Source organism: Arthrobacter sulfonylureivorans, from assembly GCF_047607445.1.
GTDB lineage: Bacteria > Actinomycetota > Actinomycetes > Actinomycetales > Micrococcaceae > Crystallibacter > Crystallibacter sulfonylureivorans_A.
Genome location: NZ_JBLKRT010000002.1, coordinates 183,840 through 201,004, shown reverse-complemented (window position 1 = coordinate 201,004; position 17,165 = coordinate 183,840). Strand labels below are relative to the sequence as shown.

Here is a 17,165-nt window from a genome sequence, read left to right as displayed (position 1 = left end):
ACAAACCGCTACTAAGCCCCACAAACCACCGCCTGCCCTGTCCCAACCGAGACCCGCGGGCGTAGCATGCACGACATGTGGGACGACGAACTGCTGCGCCGCACGGCCGAGCTTGCCACCGACTATCTGCGGTCGCTGCCCGACCGCCCGGTGAAAACGGGAATGGACGTTATCGGCTTGCGCCGGGAGCTGGTGGGCGAACTCCCGCAGCGCGGCGAGGACCCGCGGAAGGTTATAGAGCACCTGGCGGAGGTCGGCGGGAGGGCTGCCGTGGCGATGGCCGGCCCGCGCTACTTCGGCTTCGTGATTGGCGGTTCCCAGCCTGCCGCCCTTGCCGCCGACTGGCTGACCTCCACCTGGGACCAGAACGCCGGATTATATGTAGGGGGCCCGGCGGCGTCGGTGGTGGAAGAGGCCGTGGGCAAGTGGCTGCTGGATTTGTTCGGCCTATCTGCGGGCTGCGGCTATGGACTGGTCACGGGCTGCCAGATGGCCCACTTCACCTGCCTGGCTGCGGCCCGGACGGCTGTCCTGGAGCGAGCCGGCTGGGACGTGGTCGGCGATGGGCTCTTCGGCGCACCGGAGATCGCCGTCGTTCTCGGGGAGGAAGCCCACAACACAGTGCTGTCCGCCCTGCAGTACCTAGGGCTGGGGCGACGCCGCATTCATCTGGTGGACACGGACGAGCAGGGCCGGATCACGCTGGAATCCCTCGATGCCGCACTGGAACGGATTCCGGAGAGTGCGCCGTTGATCGTGAACCTGCAGGCCGGCAACGTGAACACCGGTTCCTTTGATCCCTTCGCGGCGGCGGTGGAACGGGTGCGACGGCGGGAGGGCGCCTGGGTGCACGTGGACGGCGCCTTTGGCCTGTGGGCTGCGGCCAACCCCGGGCTCCGGCACCTGTTGGACGGCGTGGAACTGGCGGATTCCTGGGCAACTGACGCGCATAAGTGGCTCAACGTTCCGTACGACTCCGGCATCGCTATCGTCCGCGACTCCGATGTTCACCAGCGCACCATGTCCCCACCGCACGCGGCCTACCTGGAGTACGGGCAGGAGCGTGACGAGGTGGCCTGGGTGCCGGAGTTCTCCCGGCGCGCCCGCGGGTTCCCGGCCTACGCAGCACTGCGGACGCTGGGCCGGGAGGGCGTCTCTGACCTGGTGGGGCGCTGCTGCACGCTCGCCGCACGAATGGCCGGACAACTGGCCGGAGCCGCCGGTGTCCAAATCCTCAACGACGTGGTGCTGAACCAGGTACTGGTCCGGTTCACGCCGGAAGACGGCTCCGACCCGGACGAGTTCACCCGTGAAGTCGTCCACCGGGTACAGGAAGACGGAACCCTCTGGCTGTCCGGCACTACCTGGCATGGGATGGCGGCGATGCGGATCAGCGTCTGCAACTGGTCCACCACCGAAGAGGACGCCGACCGCAGCGTGGACGCCATCCTGCGCTGCGCCCGGTGACCCGGACGGATAATCCCCGGCCCGGCGTCGTCGTCGCTGCACCCGACCCAACCCGCCGTCGTCGTCGCTGCACCCGGCCCGACCCACCGCCGTCGTACCCTGAATGCAACGTTCCCACCTGCGCCGACGGAGTTCACCTTAGGTAGGCTGGAAGGACACACGCCGCCAGCAAGACGGGAGCGCATCATGAAGATCAGCGTCGGACAGCTCAACCCCAGCGGGGACATGACGGAGAACCTCGCCACGGTGCGCTCGCTTGCGGAAGAGGCCAAGGCCGACGGCGCGGAACTCATCATCTTGCCCGAAGAGTCGATGTTCACCGTGCGGCACGTGCAGGGCGATCTGGCCGCTGCCGTGGATGCCAACTGGACCACGTTCGTGCAGCAACTGTCCTTTATCGCCGCGGAGGTCGGGATCGCGATTATCGCGGGCGGCTACGAATCTAGTGGCGAGGAGCGGCCCTACAACACCTTGGTGATTGTCGACTCCTCCGGCAAGATCGTGGACACCTACCGCAAGCTACACCTCTACGACGCCTTCTCCTACCAGGAGTCCAAGCGGATCAAACCTGGCGACGGCGGCCTGAAGATCGTGCAGTTGGGGGAGCTGAACATCGGGGTACTCACCTGCTATGACCTGCGCTTCCCCGAACTGGCGCGGGCGCTGGCGTCACAGGGGGCGGACCTGCTGAGCGTGCCGGCGGCCTGGTTCAAGGGCGACCACAAGATCGAGCACTGGGAAACGCTGCTGCGTGCCCGCGCCATCGAGAACACCTGCTGGGTGGCAGCGGCCGGAACCTCGAGTACCAACACCGTGGGGCATTCGGCGATCCTGGATCCGATGGGGATCCCGGTGGCCTACCTGGACGACGAACCACGCGGCGTCGTCACCGTAGATGTGACCCGGCGCCGGATCGACGAAGTACGCGAGTTCCTGCCGGTGCTCAAGAACCGCCGGCTCGCCAGCACGGTGGAGATCGTCCCGGCGCACTGACCCTTTGCGCGGGCAGGGAAGCTGCCGAAAAAGATTTCAGCGGAGCCGTAACTTTTCCATAGCCCGCGGCGATTACACATATGAGGAAGCCGCGCCACAGCTTTTACCCCCCCAACAAGCTGTGGCGCGGCTTCTGATTTTCCACCTGATTTTAACCCCGGTCCTTCGTCGCGCCTACGTGGCGCAAGGGATGAATAGGCAGTGCCCGGCCCTCCGAAGAGGACCGGGCACTATTGGTATCAGCGGACGCTGGCTGGGATGCGAGGCCCTGCCGAGTCCCTTCTAGGCGGTCAGCTGGCGCTTCGAGGAGATCACGCCGGTGTCGAAACCGGCCAGATGCAAACCGCCGTGGAAGCGGGCGTGTTCAATCTTCACGCAGCGGTCCATCACCACGTTCAGGCCGGCGGCCTCGGCCTTGGCCGCAACCTCCTCGTGCCACGAGCCCAGCTGCAGCCAGATGGTCTTGGCGCCGACGGCCAGTGTCTCGTCCAGCACCGTGGGCAGGTCGTCGTGCTTGCGGAACACGTCCACCAGGTCCGGGACCTCGGGCAGGTCGGCCAGCGACTTGTACACCGGCTGGCCGAGGATCTCCTTGGCCACCGGGTTCACAAAGTAGACCTTGTACGGCGAGCTGGACAGCAGGTACGTGGCCACGAAGTAGCTGGCCCGGCTGGGTTTGTCCGAGGCGCCGACAATGGCGATCGACTTGGTGTTGCGCAGGATGTTCAGTCGTTCCGGGGCAGACGGTCCCACCCAGCTGCGTTCTGCTGTCGCGGTCAATTGGCGGCTCCTGTCTCAACGGTTTCGCCGGCACCGGGGCGGGCCGACGGAAGGGCGCACGCGGCGCCGTCGTACTCCGGGGCAGCGAACGCGGAGGCGTCGAACTCACCGGTCTCCGCGCGGGTCTCCACGCGCTCGCTGGCGCTCGCTTGGTCGACCACCGGGGTGCTGGCCTGGTCGACCGCCGCGGTAGCGAGAGCCAGAGCTTGGTCCAGGTCCCAGAGGATATCGTCCACGTCCTCCAGACCCACGGAGATGCGGATCAGGTCCTCGGGCACTCCGGCGGCCACCAGCTGGTCTGCGGTGAGCTGCTGGTGCGTGGTCGATCCCGGGTGCAGCACCAGGGTGCGGGCGTCGCCGATGTTGGCCAGGTGGCTGGCCAGCTGCAGCGACTCGATGAACTTCTGGCCGGCCACGCGGCCGCCCTTGACGCCGAAGCTGAAGACGGAGCCCACGCCCTTGGGCAGGTACTTCTGGCCGCGCTCATAGTGCGGGTGTGTAGGCAGGCCCGCGTAGCTGACCCACGAGACCCGCTCATCGGCTTCCAGCCACTCGGCCACCTTGCGGGCGTTGGCCAGGTGCTCGTCCATGCGCTGTGCCAGCGTTTCCACGCCCTGCAGCAACTGGAATGCGGACTGCGCGGACAGCGACGGCCCGATGTCGCGCAGCTGTTCGGAGCGGAGCTTGGTCAGGAAGCCGTACTCGCCGAAGTTGCCCCACCAGGACACGTTGCCGTAGCTGGCCACCGGTTCGGTCATCTGCGGGAACTTGCCGTTGCCCCAGTTGAAGCGGCCGGATTCGACGACGACGCCGCCCAGCGTGGTGCCGTGCCCGCCGAGGAACTTGGTGGCGGAGTGGATCACAATGTCCGCGCCGTGTTCGATCGGCCGGATCAGGTAGGGGGTGCTCAAGGTGGCGTCCACCACCAGGGGGATGCCGGCGTCGTGCGCCACGGCCGCCAGGCCCGCCAGATCGGCAATGTCGCCGGAGGGGTTCGCCACGATTTCGGTGTAGACGGCCTTGGTGTTCTCGCCGATGGCCGCGGCGAAGTCTGCCGGGTCGGTGGAGTCAACGAACGTGGTTTCCACGCCGAACCGGCGCAGCGTCACGTCCAACTGGGTGATGGTGCCGCCGTAGAGCTTGGACGAGGCCACGATGTGGTCGCCCGCGCCGGCCAACGCCGCGAAGGTGATGAATTCGGCAGCCATGCCCGACGACGTGGCCACCGCGCCGATGCCGCCCTCGAGCGAGGCGATGCGCTCCTCGAACGCGGCCACGGTGGGGTTGCCGATGCGCGAGTAGATGTTGCCGTACTTCTGCAGCGCGAAGAGGTTCGCGGCGTCGTCGGTGTCCTTGAACACGAACGACGTGCTCTGGTAGATCGGTACCGCCCGCGCGCCGTGCTCGGCGTCGGGCGTGCCGCCGGCGTGCAGGGCACGGGTGCGGAAACCGAATGTGCGTTCAGCCATCAGGCAGCTCCTTCAAACTTGGGTTCCCGAGGCAATGACGGTCCTGTCGGCGCGGTCCAATGCGGCAGCGCCATCTGGATCAAAGATTGCTTGCGCTCTCTCCATCGCTTCTGGCGGTAGCACCTTTCCGGGAGGCCGGATGGTTGCTGCGGTGTCAAAGAGCCAGATCTCTCAACCGCTCGGGATGGTCCCGACCATTCTCGCAAGTTCGACCGCCGCCGCCAAAATTGTTGAGCCGCGTTGCGTACCGCCTTGAATTTCCAGTACGACGGCGGTGCTCACCGTAGGTGCCCCGCGTCCGGTGGTCGACCAAGCGAGCGCCCACCCCCGGTGGCCGACCAAGCGAGCGCCAGCCACCCGGTGGTCGACCAAGCGAGCGCCCACCCCCGGTGGCCGACCAAGCGAGCGCCAGCCTCCCGGTGGTCGACCAAGCGAGCGCCCACCCCCGGTGGCCGACCAAGCGAGCGCCAGCCTCCCGGTGGTCGACCAAGCGAGCGCGTGGAGACCGTTGTGCCCAGCCGTCCGGTGGTCAAGCAAGCGAACGCGAGCCGTCCGGTGGTCAAGCAAGCGAACGCGAGCCGTCCGGTGGTCGACCAAGTGAGCGCCAGCCGTCCGGTGGTCGACCAAGCGAGCGCCAGCGAGCGCGTGGAGACCCTCATGCCAGCTGCTGCCCAACCGCCCACCCGGGGTGCACGCATCCCGCGCCACCCGTAGATTGGGCCCATGGCTGAGCTCACGGCGCTGCAGCGCCTCGCACAGGAACACGGCGTCGGCGTTACCTTCCGCGGCTGGGACGGCGCTGAGAAAGCGGTCAGCCCGGCAACCCTGGTTGCTGTCTTGACCGCACTGGATGTCCCCTGCAAGACCGACGACGATGTCACCGTCTCTCTCCGGGCCGCGGAACTCGCGCCGTTGCAACGAACGTTGCCGCCCGCCGTCGTCGTCCGCCAAGGTGACGCCATTGAGATCCCGGTCAATGTGAGTCCGGGGGCACAGCCTCGGGTCAGGATCCTGCTGGAGGACGGGTCGCGGCGCGACGTCGAGGTGGTGGCCGGCGGGCCGCACCAGGCGGCGGGCGTTCCGCGGGACCGGCTGGCCGCGCTGGTACCGGCCGATCTCCCGCTGGGCTGGCACAGGCTTGAGGTGACCGAGGCCGGGACCGGGGCCGACGCCGGTCCAGTGGCCGGGACCGAAGCCGGGGCCGGGCCGGAGGCCGGGATCGGAACCGTGGCCGGGTCCGGAACCCAGGCCCGCACCGGATCCGGAACCGCGACCGAACCCGAAACCGCCCCGCCCGCGGCGACGTCCGACAGCCAAGCGGAGTGTGCGCTGGTGGTTACCCCGCAACGGCTCAGCACCGCCGACCGGCTTGACCGCAGCTGGGGCCTGATGGCGCAGCTGTATTCCGTCCGCTCCCGGTCGTCCTGGGGCATCGGCGATCTTGACGACCTGGCCGTGTTGGCCGAAACGGCTGCCGCCAAAGGCGCGGGCTTCGTCTTGATCAACCCGCTGCACGCGGCGCAGCCCAAGCCGCCGGTGGAGCCCTCGCCCTACCTGCCGACAACGCGCCGCTTCGTCAATCCGATCTACCTGCGGGTCGAGGACGTGCCGGAAGCCCGGGACATCCCGCTGGACAACACTTTCCACAGCGCGAACCTGGACGCCGGCATCCTGGACCGCGATCCGGTGTTTGCGGCCAAACTGCAGGCGCTGGAAGCGGTCTTCGCGGTACCCCGGTCCGCCGAACGACAGCAGCAGTTCGAAGCCTTCCGGGCGCACGAAGGCGAGGGGCTGGAGCGCTTCGCGCTGTGGTGTGCCCTCGCCGAAGCCCTTCCGCCCGGCGCTGCCGAATGGTCCGATCCGGAGTTCATCCAGTCGCAGCGCAGCGCGCTGAAGGATCGGATCGAGTTCCATCAGTGGCTGCAATGGCTGTGCGACCAGCAGCTAGAGGCCGCGCAGCGCCGCGCCCTCGACGCGGGAATGGACATCGGGATCGTGCATGACCTAGCCGTAGGCGTGCATCCGGCCGGCGCCGACGCCTGGGCTTTGCAGGAGGTGCTGGCCGCCGGCGTCTCGGTGGGTGCGCCGCCGGACATGTTCAACCAGCAGGGCCAGAACTGGTCCCAGCCTCCGTGGCATCCCGGCCGCCTCGCCGAGTCCGGCTACGCCGCCTACCGGGACATGCTGCGGACCATCTTGCGCCATGCAGGCGGCATCCGCGTGGACCACATCCTCGGACTGTTCCGGTTGTGGTGGATCCCCGTCGGCGGCACTCCCGGCGAAGGCGCCTATGTCTACTACGACCATGAAGCCCTGATCGGCATCCTCGCCCTTGAAGCCGAGCGGGCAGGCGTCGCGGTGATCGGCGAGGACCTCGGGGTCTTCGAGCCGGGGGTGCAGGACTACCTGGCCGAGCGTGGCGTGCTGGGCACCTCCATCCTGTGGTTTGAGTACGACGGCGCGAGCCCCCGCCCGCCGGAGAGTTACCGCAGCTCCTGCCTCACCAGCGTCACTACCCACGACCTGCCGCCCACCGCCGGCTACCTTGCCGGCGAACACGTGGACCTGCGCGAGTCGCTGGGCCTGCTCAACCGGCCGGTGGAGGAGGAGCGCAGCTTGGACCGGGCAGCCCAGGAGTCCGTGCTGTCGCTGGTGCGCTCGCGGGTTCCGGCTGCTGCACAGCACGACGGCGGCGCGGGCACCTCCGGCGGCGCGGGCACTTCGGGCGGCGCGGGCACCTCCGGCGAGCAGCGCACCATCGAGGCGCTACACGCGTTCATCGCCCAGACTCCCTCGGTGCTGCTGGGGGTTGCCCTGACCGACGTGGTGGGGGAGCGGCGGACCCAGAACCAGCCGGGCACCGCGGACGAGTACCCCAACTGGCGGATCCCGCTAGCCGGCCCGAACGGGGAAGCCGTCCTGCTCGAGGACCTAGCCGCCAACGAAAGGTTCGACTCGCTGATCCGCGCGCTGCGGGAGGGCTAGTCGGTCGCCTTCCCGCGGTCCAGAGCCAGCGAGAGTCGTTACAGCCGCGCCAGGAGTGCTTCGCCGGTTTCGGCCCGTCGGTAGAACACCTCGCGGCCGGAGCGCATGGTGGCAGCCAGGCCGCTCTCGGACATCACCTTCAGATGCTCGTTGACCGTCCCGGCGGCGAGGTCCAAGCAGCGGGCGAGCTGCGTCGTCGTCATTGGTACATCGAGTTGCGCGAGGATTTGCGCCCGGGTCTTGCCGAGCAGCCGCGCCACCGGGCTGTGCGTGGCCTCGCGGCTGGCCTCCCAGAGCCGGCCGACCCCGCGCGGTGCATAGGTCAGCGTGGGCACGAACGGCCTGACGTTGAGCACCAACGTGTTGGGCCAGACGAACGCGTTGGGCACCAGCAGCAGTCCGCCGCCGGGCTCGGGCACATCGTCGGCCTCGCAGCCGCGCATGATCTCCAGGCCGGTGGGTGTGGGGCGCACGCTGGGGTGCAGGCTTTTGAACACCTCGAGGATGCCGTCGCGGGCCAGCTGCGCCAGACGGCTGTCAATATCGGCCAGCAACAGGGAGCGCAGGCGTGGCCACACGGGTTCGATGGCGGTGCTCCAGTACCACTCAAGGGCGGCGGTGATGCGGGGGATGCCGGTGTCGATGTCTTCCGCGAGCCGCTGCAGTTCCTCGCGGGCATAGTCGGCAGGGTTCTGGCTCAGCAGATGATTGACGTCGCGCTGCCACACCTCCGGCGGCACATCGGCGACGGCGGCAAGGCCTTCGGTGAACGTGCCTTGGTACTTGGGGGTAGGCGTGATGGAGTCAGCCAGGAAGCCCTTCGGTGGAACGAGCGCGGTGAGTAGGCGCAGGTGGTCGCGGGCGTGCGGATCGGGCGATTCGGCGATGCGCCGTTTGGTGGCCTCAATCCACGGGCGGTGGATGGGCGTGCCGACCTGGAGGGCGCGCAGGCTGGCGACTGTTTCGCCCAGCGGCGCCGCCTCGAACCGGACCTTGGTCAGGCCCTCGCTGCTGAGCGTGATGTGCATGGGAACAGCGTAAGGTCGCCGGGTGCGCCGGTCGAGGATTCGGGGTAGACCGAATCGTGGCCGTGTTGCGGCGCCTTTCACCGCTGTCCACGCTAGGGGGGCGATCTGGCTTTCGCTGACCCGATGGGCCTACCGTCTAGCAGTTCGAGTTAGCGCTACGGATTCCGGGACAGTCCTGAATTATTCCCGATTCGGGTTCCGCCGAATCGTGGCTCTTCCCTGAGGGCTAGCGGAATCTGAACCCATGACTACTACAACTCGTACCCCGCACCGCAGCGTTGACGCCGATCACCGGAGCGCTGACTCCGATCACCGCGCATATCGCTCCGAGTCCTCAGCCCCAGCGTCCGTCAGTCCGGCCCCGGTTGGCGTCCGTCCGGCCTCTGCCAGCGTCCGCAAGCCTTGGTAAACGTCCAGCCGGTTCCCCTTAGCGCTCGTCCGGCCTCTGCCAGCGTCCCCCCGGTCCCCGTGAGCACTCGACCGACCCTGTCGCCGGAGCAGCCGCCTGCCAATGTCGGAGCCGTAAAGGGGAATTGGTCCGCAGCCGCCTCAACCTTCGATCGTCTAGCGGCAGCGGCGCGTTGGCTCCGTTCGTCCTGGCACGCCGGGGCCGCCAAAGACGCCCTGATCGAGGACCACCGCGACAAAGTCCGAACGCAGATCCACCTCTTCGGCGGCCGCTACTAACTACTGGGTGCAGATATCCACAATTCAGGGCCAACAGTGGTGACGGGCGCAGGGCGCAGGCATCCTCGGTGTCATGCAGACTCCAGAAATGATCGCCGACTATGTGGCGCATAAAGGAGGTACGGCCTCCGTCAAGGATCTGCGGAGGGCAGGCATCGGACCAGACGCGCTCAAGGCGGCTATCTCCTCCGGTACCGTAACGTCCCTTCAGCGGGGGCTGGTAGGCACAGCCGATGCGGATCCGAATCTCCGCATCGCAATGACAGCGGGAGGGCTCATTACATGTGTCTCGGCGGCTCGAGAACTCGGGCTTTGGACCATGCAGGCCCCTAACCAACTGCATCTGTGGACGGCTCACGGCCGGCAGCTTGACGCCGTCAAGCACCGGGGCCCTCTGGTGACCACAAGCAGGTGGGGTTACGTCGGGATTTTGGATTGTGTGCTGCACGCCATCCGTTGCCGTCCACGCTTGGAAGCCCTGGTCATCGCCGAGTCGGCCGTACGCCTCGGACGAGTGACGAAAGCACAGCTTGTGGAACACCTGCCGGGAACGCGAAATAGCTTGCGGCGGCAGGTTGTCCACAGCGTAGGACATGACGCAGACTCGCCCCTGGAGGTCATTGCCCGGGAACTCTTCCGAGGTGCCGGTCTCCATGTGGAGACTCAGGTGCGAATCCGGGGACTCGGACGGGTGGACCTGGTGGTTGAAGGCCGCCTCATCATTGAGCTGGATGGGTTCGACTTCCACTGGGATCGGGCAACGTTCCTCAAGGACCGGAGGCGGAACAATGCGGGCATGCTCAGCGGGTTGCCCACGCTTCGATATGTCTACGAGGATTTGGTCTTCACGCCGGAACGCGTTGTCGCTGAGGTTCAGACCATGTTGCGCCGGTCGGCCTGAGCAGGGTTCAATCGTTCGCTCCCATGTATAGGAGTATTTGCCCACGTCTTAAAACGTTTACAAAGCTCTGACTAGGGGAAACTTTTTGAGCCTCCGCTAAGACATGGGAGCGAACGGATGGTGGCTGGAGCCGAGCCGGGCGGTCGGGAGGGACAGCTGGCCGCGGGACCGGCCGCGGGCCGGGCCCGCCTCACCCCGGGCCGCGCCGCCTCGGGGCCGCATCGGCGCCCGCAGCCAGCCACGTCCCGCCCGCGGGCCGGGCCGCGCCTCGCGGGGCCGCGGCTCGCCGAGCCGGGCGGGCCGGCGCTACCGCTGGCAGATGGCCTGGATCTCCGCGATGCATGGCTCGTTTTGCAGCGATGTGGTGTCGCCCAGCGTCGTCCCCTCGAACAACTGGGTCAGCAGCCGACGCATGATCTTGCCGGATCGGGTCTTGGGCACGTCCGGCACAAAGACCACGTCGCGCGGCTTGGCGATCGGGCCGATCTGTGTGGCCACGTGGTCGCGCAAAGCCTTGATGGCGGCGGCCTGCTCGGGGGTCGGAGCCCCGGAACCGCTCGCTCCGGCCCCGCCTGCAGTACCAGGAGCCCCGGCAGCTCTCGCTCCGGCCCCGCCAGCCTCACCAGCGGCCCCGCCAGCCTCACCAGTCGCCCCACCAGCCCCGCCAACCCTCACCGAACTCCCGATCAGCGACTTGTCCAGCGGCACCACAAAAGCGGTCGCCGCGTGGCCGGTTTTGGCGTCGTAGGTCGGGCAGACGCCGGCTTCGACCACGGCCGGGTGGGAGACCAGCGCGGACTCGATCTCGATGGTGGACAGCCGGTGTCCCGAGATGTTGATGACGTCGTCGGTCCGGCCCAGGATCCAGATGTCGCCGTCGGCGTCAAACCGGGCGCCGTCGCCGGCCAGGAACCAGCCCTGCGCCGAGTACTTCTCCCAGTAGGACGTGTAGTAGCGCTCCGGGTTGCCCCACACGGTCCGCGCCATCGACGGCCCGGTCTGGGTGACCACAATGTTGCCCTGCTGGTCGGCACCCACCCGGGCACCGCCGTCGTCCACAATGTCGGTGGCCAGCCCCGGCAGCGCGCGGGTGGCGCAGCCGGGCTTGAAGGATTCGTCCGTCTGCCGTGGCGAGAGCACGGTGGCGCCGGTTTCGGACTGCCACCAGGTGTCCACCATGGGAATGCCCGACGCCGGGTCCCCGGCGACCAGCGAATCGCGGCCCACCTGGCTGCGCAGCCAGCGCCACGCCTCCGGGTTCACCGCCTCGCCCACGGTGCCGGCCAGCCGGATGGAGCTCAGGTTGTACTCGGAGGGAATGCCGTCCGGGAACCAGCCCATCAGCGACCGGACCAGTGTGGGCGCGGTGTAGTAGCTGGTCACGCCGTAGCGCTGGATGACCTCGAAGTGCCGCCCGGGGTGCGGGGCGTTCGGCACGCCCTCGTAGATCACCTGGGTCACGCCGTTGCTCAGCGGCCCGTAGATCTCGTAGGTGTGCGCGGTGACCCAGGCCAGGTCCGCCGTGCACCAGTGCACATCGTCGGCACGCGTCTCCGGATCCGGGTTGCTGAAGAGGTACGAGTGGCTGAACGAGGCCTGCGTCAGGTACCCGCCGGTGGTGTGGACCAGGCCCTTGGGCTGGCCGGTGGTGCCGGAGGTGTACATGATGAACAGCGGCGTCTCGGCGTCGAACGCCTCCGCCTCATGTACCCGCGGCTGGGCGTCCACCACGTCGTGCCACCACACGTCGCGGCCTTCCACCCAGTTGATGTCCGTGTGGCCGGTCCGGTTGATCACCAGCACGTGCTCGATCGCGTTCTCACCGGAGACGGCCTCGTCCGCGTTGGCCTTGACCGGAACGGCAGTGCCGCGCCGGTACTGGCCGTCGGTGGTGACCAGCAGCTTGGCGCGGGTGTCCTCGACCCGGAACTTCAGTGCCTCCGCGGAGAAGCCGCCGAACACCAGCGAATGCACCGCTCCAATCCGGGCGCACGCCAGCGTGATGACGATCGTCTCCACCAGCACCGGCAGGTAGATGACCACCCGGTCGCCCTTGCCGATGCCCAGGGCCAGCAGCGCGTTGGCGGCCTGCGAGACCAGTTCCTGCAGCTCGCGGTAGGTGACGGTGCGGCGGTCGCCGGGTTCGCCCTCGAAGTGCAGCGCCACCTTGTCGCCCAGGCCGGCGGCCACGTGCCGGTCGGCGCAGTTGACCGCAGCGTTCAGCTTTCCGCCGTCGAACCAGCGCAGCTCAGGACCGCGCCGGGCCTCGGTGTCCACCGGGGTGGCCGAGTGCGCGGTATGCCACGGTTCGGCCCACTGCAGCCGGCTGGCGGCACGCTCCCAGAACGCAATCCGTTCGGCCTCGGTCTGCGGCTCCGGCCAGGCGGTGACCTGGTCGCGGTACGGGGCCACGCCCTCTTCAAGTACGACGGCGGTGCCTCCGGCGGCGCTCCGGCCGGCGGCGGTTTCGGCTACTTCTATGCCCATCTCTTTACTGCCCATTTCTCCGCAACTCCCAGGAGCGCGTCGGTGATTTTGCCGATGATGGCCAACAGGACGATGGCCAGCAGCAGCCTGTCGGTGCGGCCGTTGTTCTGCGAGTCAGTGAGCAGGAAGCCCAGACCCATGGAGGAGGCGATCAGTTCCGCCGCCACCAGGAACAGCCATGCCTGTGCCAGCGCCAGACGCAAGCCGGAGAACACGGCTGGCACCACTGCCGGCAGCTGCACGGTGGTCAGCAGCTTCACGCCCTTCAGCCCGAATGCGCGGCCGGCTTCCACCAGATTCTTGTCCACATGGCGCAGCGCCAGCGAGACGGTGGTGAACACCGGGAAGAACGCGCCGATCAGGATCAGCGTGACCTTGGAGTCCTCGCCGATCTTCATCCACAGGATCAGCAGCGGCACCCACGCCAGCGACGGCACGGCACGCAGCGCGCCGATAGTGGGGGAGAGCAGCACATCGGCCACCTTGGACAGGCCGATCAGTACGCCGAAGACCAGGCCCAGGGCGGCGCCGAAGGCGAACCCGAGCAGCACCCGCTGGGTGGAGATGGCCATGTGCTGGGCCAGTTCGCCGCGCTGGAGCAGGTCCACCGCGGCCTCGATGACTGCCCCGGGGGCCGGCAACTGCACCGAGCTGAACAACCCGGCCGAGGTGCTCCACTGCCATGCCGCCAGCACGGCCGCCGGCAGCAGCAGGCCCAGCAGCAGGCGGGCCCAGCCGTTGCCCAGCACGCCAGCCGCGGACCGGCCGTTGGCGGGGCGCTGTTCCGGCGCGGGGCCGCCCTGGCCCGGTCCGTCTGCCGCGGTCTTGAGGACGCCGGAAGCTGCCAGGCCTTGCTGGCTGGTGGCGTAAACGCTGTTGCCGGTGGCGCCGGGGTTGCCGAGGTGAGTCATTAGGATTCCTTGATGGCCGACGCATCGGCCTTCTTCACCAGGGAGTCATCCAGCAGGGTGGCCAGCGCTTCGTCGATGTCGGCCTGGCTCTTCACATCGCCGGTCTCGACGAACGCCGGGCCGACCTTCTCCAGTACGGCGCGCTGCTTCTCGCCCGGAGCCGCTTCCACGTCCAGGTTGCTGCGCTCGGTGATCACCTTGGTGGCAACCTCAAGGTCCAGGCCGGCGACGTCAGCGAGGATCTGGGCGGTTTCCTCCGGGTTTTCGGCGGCCCAGGCGCGGGCCTTCTCGTAGGCGTTGACCACGGCCTGCGCGAGCTCCGGCTCTTCCTCCAAAAAGGATTCGGTGGCGTTCAGGAAGCCGTAGGTGTTGAAGTCCAGGTTCCGGTAGAACAGCTCGGCGCCGTCCTTTTCGGCGCCGGCCATGATCGGGTCCAGTCCGGACCAGGCGTCAACCGAGCCCTGCTTCAGCGCGGTCAGACCGTCGGCGTGCTGCAGGTTCTCCACGGTGACGTCGTCGGCGGAGAGGCCGGCCTCTTCCAGCGACTGCAGCAGGAAGAAGTAGGGGTCGGTGCCCTTGGTAGCAGCCACCGACTTGCCCTTGAGGTCCTCGACCGAGTCGATTCCGGAATCGGGCAGCGTGACCAGCGCGGCCCATTCCGGCTGCGAGTAGAGGCTGATGGCCTTGATCGGCGAACCGTTGGCACGGGCCAGCAGCGCCGCGGAACCGGCGGTGGATCCGACGTCGACGGCGCCGGAGCGCAGCGCCTCGTTGGCCTTATTGGAACCGGCCGACTGCAGCCAGTTCACCTCGACGCCGTCATCGGCCAAGGTGGCCTCCAGCCAACCCTTTTCCTTGATGATCAGGCTCAGCGGGTTGTAGGTGGCGAAGTCGATGTTGAGCACACCATCGCCGGTGCCCTCGGCTGCGGTGGCTTCAGAATCTTCACCGGCAACGCAGCCGGTCAGTGCCAGCGAGGCGGTGGCGGCGACGGCGGCCGCGCCCAGGATCGAGCGGCGGGAGAAACGGCGGGCAATAGACATGGTGGTCCCTTCGAACGGTGCACGAAGCAGGAGAAGCTCCGCGGTTACGGGTGGTTTGGGCGCAGGCGGCCCGGGAAATGCTTGAGGGTGGAGAGGGCAGCCTAATGGCCGTCCACGCCGAGGCTTTCGAGCAGGGAGCGGCGCATTCGGGCCAGCTCCACCGAACCGCGGTCCCGCGGGCGGGTGCCGGGAACGTTTACAGTGCGCACAATCGTGGCGCCGTCGTGCTCGCGCCCTTCTTCCTTGCCGAGCAGGATGATCCGGTCTGCCAACTGCAGGGCTTCGTCAACATCGTGGGTTACCAGCAGCACGGTGGTGGGTTCTGCCGCGTGGATGTCCAGCAGCAGATCCTGCATCTTGATCCGGGTCAGCGCGTCCAGTGCGCCGAACGGTTCGTCCAGCAGGAGCACCCCTGGGTTGCGGGCCAAGGCGCGTGCCAGCGAGGCTCGCTGCGCCATGCCGCCGGAGACTTCGCGCGGGCGGTGCTTGGCGAACTTGTCCAGGCCCACGAGTTCCAGCAACCGGGCCACCTTGGACTTGCCCTGCTTGGCGCTCGAAGCCTTGGGCAGGCCGATGGCGACGTTGGCCTGCAGGGTGTGCCACGGCAGCAATCGCGGTTCCTGGAACGCGACCGCGCAGCGGGAATCAATGCCCTGGACCGGCGCGCCGTCGATGTCCACGCTGCCGGCACTGGGTGCGTCGAGGCCTGCGGTGGCACGCAACAAGGTGGACTTGCCGCAGCCGGACGGGCCCAGGATGGCCAGTACCTCGCCGGGACGGACCTCGAAGTTCACGTCGCGCAGCACGGTGTGGGCGTTCGCGCCCTTGCCGAAGGTACGGTTCAGGCCGCGGAAAGAGACAGCCAGTGCCGAACCGGAAGCTGCAGACGGTTCAGCGGAAGCGGGAGCCGCATGGCGGGACGACAGGACTGCAGTCATGGGATCACTCCATCGATCCTGGCAGTAGCACCCTACGGTTCAAGCCGTGCAGCCGGCTTCCGCCGGCCGTACCCGTGGCTTGTCACCTCGTTATCACCGGGAGTCTGGGATGGCTTCCGGTGACCAGGGTTGCTGCGGCGTCGTCGATCCAGGTCTCTCGGCCGCTCGGGATGGTCACGACTAACTAAACGGCACTTCCGGCCCCTGCTGCAAGCGGCCCGTAATAATGCGGCGTAACAAACCGAGGCACAAAGATCGGTGTCCGTGCCTGCCGGTGGGTGCGAATCCGTAGACGCCGGTCTGACCCGGTGGCAGGATGGCCGCATGAAAATCAACCGTCACATCATTGTGTTCGACGCCGCCGACCTGGACGCGGAGAGCAGCTTCTGGGCAGGCCTGCTGGACGGGACAGTCAAGGCGGACGACGACTGGCATACCGTTTTCGTGGACGGTGAGCCCAGGCTGGCGTTCCAGTTGGCTCCCGGCCACACCCCGCCGGAATGGCCCGACGGCGCGCCGCAGCAAATCCATTTGGACCTCTACATTGACGACTTGGCTGAAGCCCATGAGCAGGCAACATCGCTCGGAGCCAAGCTGCTGAAACCCGCGGACGACGCGGCGGCGGATTCCGGATTCCAGGTCTACGCCGACCCTGCGGGCCACCCGTTCTGCTTCTGCTGGGGCGCCGGTTAAGCACGACGGCGGCGCGGATCCACCCGTCACGCGGCGTGGCCTCGGGTACGGGACGGCGCCGGCTAAGCACGACGGCGGTGCGGAGCCACCCGTCACGCGGCGCAAGACTTTGCGCGCGAGTGGTGCCGGCGCGGCGCAGGTCTCGGGTGTGCGAGGGGGCACCGGCTAAGCACAGGCTGAGTGTCAGGCGGGCGGATCTGCGGGGATCAGGACCGTGGAGAACAGCCGGCGGTGCCGGCCTTCGCCTGGGCCGTTGGGTGCTGCCTTCTGCGCGGCCGCCCGGATGGCAGCCGAGAACTCCGTCAGCTCCTCGTCCGTCATCCAGAGCGCGGTCTGCCGGTAGCCGGCGCCGTCGCGGACCAGATCCGGTGTGTCCCGCGCGGTGTACTGGTCGAAGGCGTCCAGTAGTCCGGCCGCGAAGGCCATGAAGCCTCGGCGGTGGTCCTCGGCCGTCATGGATGCCAAATCATCACCCTCCACCGAACTCTTGGTGGCATCCAGCCGATAGGTGCGTTCGGTAGTGCCGCGGACCGGCCGTTCCTGGGTCACCGCCAATACCCCGGCCTTGGCCAGTGTGCCAATGTGCCGATAGAGGGTCGCGGTAGGGACGTCCGGCAGCTCCGCGGAGATCTCCGCCGTAGTCAATTCGCGCTCTCCCAGCAGCGACTGCACAATGCGCAGCCGTACCGGGTGCAGGATCAGGTCGGCGCTCGGTGAGGGGGACATGACCTAATATTCTCACAGTTGACATTGTTCCCACAACTGATAATAATGATTCTTGTC

General features: G+C 67.7%; 15 protein-coding genes and 1 riboswitch. Of the genes, 7 read left to right on the top strand and 8 right to left on the bottom strand.

Annotated features, from left to right (window positions below; all coding sequences use genetic code 11):
• The first annotated feature begins 75 nt into the window (after positions 1–75).
• Complete coding sequence (locus ACMX2H_RS02055) at positions 76–1,467, top strand: pyridoxal phosphate-dependent decarboxylase family protein (protein ID WP_414958738.1); 1,392 nt, start codon at positions 76–78, stop codon at positions 1,465–1,467.
• 186 nt (positions 1,468–1,653) lie between these two features.
• Complete coding sequence (locus ACMX2H_RS02050; RefSeq protein WP_414958737.1) at positions 1,654–2,460, top strand: carbon-nitrogen hydrolase family protein; 807 nt, start codon at positions 1,654–1,656, stop codon at positions 2,458–2,460.
• Positions 2,461–2,742: 282 nt separating this feature from the next.
• Here ACMX2H_RS02050 and ACMX2H_RS02045 read toward each other — a convergent pair whose 3' ends face one another.
• Together ACMX2H_RS02045 and ACMX2H_RS02040 are read right to left on the bottom strand one after the other, a co-directional pair.
• Positions 2,743–3,240 carry a CoA-binding protein gene (locus ACMX2H_RS02045; protein WP_136786079.1) on the bottom strand — a complete coding sequence of 166 codons (498 nt, stop codon included), beginning with the start codon at positions 3,238–3,240 and terminating at the stop codon, positions 2,743–2,745.
• Positions 3,237–4,709: an O-acetylhomoserine aminocarboxypropyltransferase/cysteine synthase family protein gene (locus tag ACMX2H_RS02040; RefSeq protein ID WP_414958736.1), complete on the bottom strand. Its 1,473-nt coding sequence runs from the start codon at positions 4,707–4,709 to the stop codon at positions 3,237–3,239. The genes ACMX2H_RS02045 and ACMX2H_RS02040 overlap by 4 nt, the downstream gene beginning before the upstream one ends.
• Positions 4,710–4,807: 98 nt before the next feature.
• Positions 4,808–4,900: riboswitch (SAM riboswitch) on the bottom strand.
• A gap of 319 nt (positions 4,901–5,219) precedes the next feature.
• On the opposite strand from ACMX2H_RS02040, the gene ACMX2H_RS02035 reads away from it, so the two are divergent.
• A complete protein-coding gene (locus ACMX2H_RS02035; protein ID WP_414958735.1) occupies positions 5,220–5,423 on the top strand; it encodes a hypothetical protein in 204 nt (67 codons plus the stop codon).
• 9 nt (positions 5,424–5,432) lie between these two features.
• Positions 5,433–7,694, top strand: a complete 2,262-nt coding sequence (gene malQ / locus ACMX2H_RS02030; protein ID WP_414958734.1) for a 4-alpha-glucanotransferase — start codon at positions 5,433–5,435, stop codon at positions 7,692–7,694.
• A gap of 38 nt (positions 7,695–7,732) precedes the next feature.
• On the opposite strand, the gene ACMX2H_RS02025 is transcribed toward malQ, so the two are convergent.
• The gene (locus ACMX2H_RS02025) at positions 7,733–8,722 is read right to left on the bottom strand and encodes an ArsR/SmtB family transcription factor (RefSeq protein ID WP_414958733.1); all 990 of its coding nucleotides are present in this window, start codon (positions 8,720–8,722) and stop codon (positions 7,733–7,735) included.
• 468 nt (positions 8,723–9,190) lie between these two features.
• On the opposite strand from ACMX2H_RS02025, the gene ACMX2H_RS02020 reads away from it, so the two are divergent.
• Both ACMX2H_RS02020 and ACMX2H_RS02015 read left to right on the top strand, forming a co-directional pair.
• The gene (locus tag ACMX2H_RS02020) at positions 9,191–9,409 is read left to right on the top strand and encodes a hypothetical protein (RefSeq protein WP_414958732.1); all 219 of its coding nucleotides are present in this window, start codon (positions 9,191–9,193) and stop codon (positions 9,407–9,409) included.
• Between the two features lie 667 nt (positions 9,410–10,076).
• Complete coding sequence (locus ACMX2H_RS02015) at positions 10,077–10,310, top strand: DUF559 domain-containing protein (RefSeq protein WP_414958731.1); 234 nt, start codon at positions 10,077–10,079, stop codon at positions 10,308–10,310.
• Between the two features lie 306 nt (positions 10,311–10,616).
• Here ACMX2H_RS02015 and ACMX2H_RS02010 read toward each other — a convergent pair whose 3' ends face one another.
• The 4 genes from ACMX2H_RS02010 to ACMX2H_RS01995 all read right to left on the bottom strand — a co-directional run bounded on the left by ACMX2H_RS02010 (position 10,617) and on the right by ACMX2H_RS01995 (position 15,689).
• A complete protein-coding gene (locus ACMX2H_RS02010) occupies positions 10,617–12,812 on the bottom strand; it encodes an acetate--CoA ligase (protein WP_414958730.1) in 2,196 nt (731 codons plus the stop codon).
• On the bottom strand, positions 12,788–13,708 hold the full coding sequence (locus ACMX2H_RS02005; RefSeq protein WP_414958729.1) for an ABC transporter permease: 921 nt from the start codon (positions 13,706–13,708) through the stop codon (positions 12,788–12,790). Before ACMX2H_RS02005 ends, ACMX2H_RS02010 begins: the two co-directional genes overlap by 25 nt.
• Positions 13,708–14,751 carry an aliphatic sulfonate ABC transporter substrate-binding protein gene (locus ACMX2H_RS02000; RefSeq protein WP_414958728.1) on the bottom strand — a complete coding sequence of 348 codons (1,044 nt, stop codon included), beginning with the start codon at positions 14,749–14,751 and terminating at the stop codon, positions 13,708–13,710. Before ACMX2H_RS02000 ends, ACMX2H_RS02005 begins: the two co-directional genes overlap by 1 nt.
• A gap of 101 nt (positions 14,752–14,852) precedes the next feature.
• Complete coding sequence (locus ACMX2H_RS01995) at positions 14,853–15,689, bottom strand: ABC transporter ATP-binding protein (RefSeq protein ID WP_414958727.1); 837 nt, start codon at positions 15,687–15,689, stop codon at positions 14,853–14,855.
• A gap of 324 nt (positions 15,690–16,013) precedes the next feature.
• On the opposite strand from ACMX2H_RS01995, the gene ACMX2H_RS01990 reads away from it, so the two are divergent.
• Positions 16,014–16,382 carry a VOC family protein gene (locus ACMX2H_RS01990; RefSeq protein ID WP_414958726.1) on the top strand — a complete coding sequence of 123 codons (369 nt, stop codon included), beginning with the start codon at positions 16,014–16,016 and terminating at the stop codon, positions 16,380–16,382.
• Positions 16,383–16,565: 183 nt separating this feature from the next.
• On the opposite strand, the gene ACMX2H_RS01985 is transcribed toward ACMX2H_RS01990, so the two are convergent.
• Positions 16,566–17,108 (bottom strand): helix-turn-helix domain-containing protein, encoded by a 543-nt coding sequence (locus ACMX2H_RS01985; RefSeq protein WP_414958725.1) that lies wholly within the window; start codon positions 17,106–17,108, stop codon positions 16,566–16,568.
• Positions 17,109–17,165: the final 57 nt, after the last annotated feature.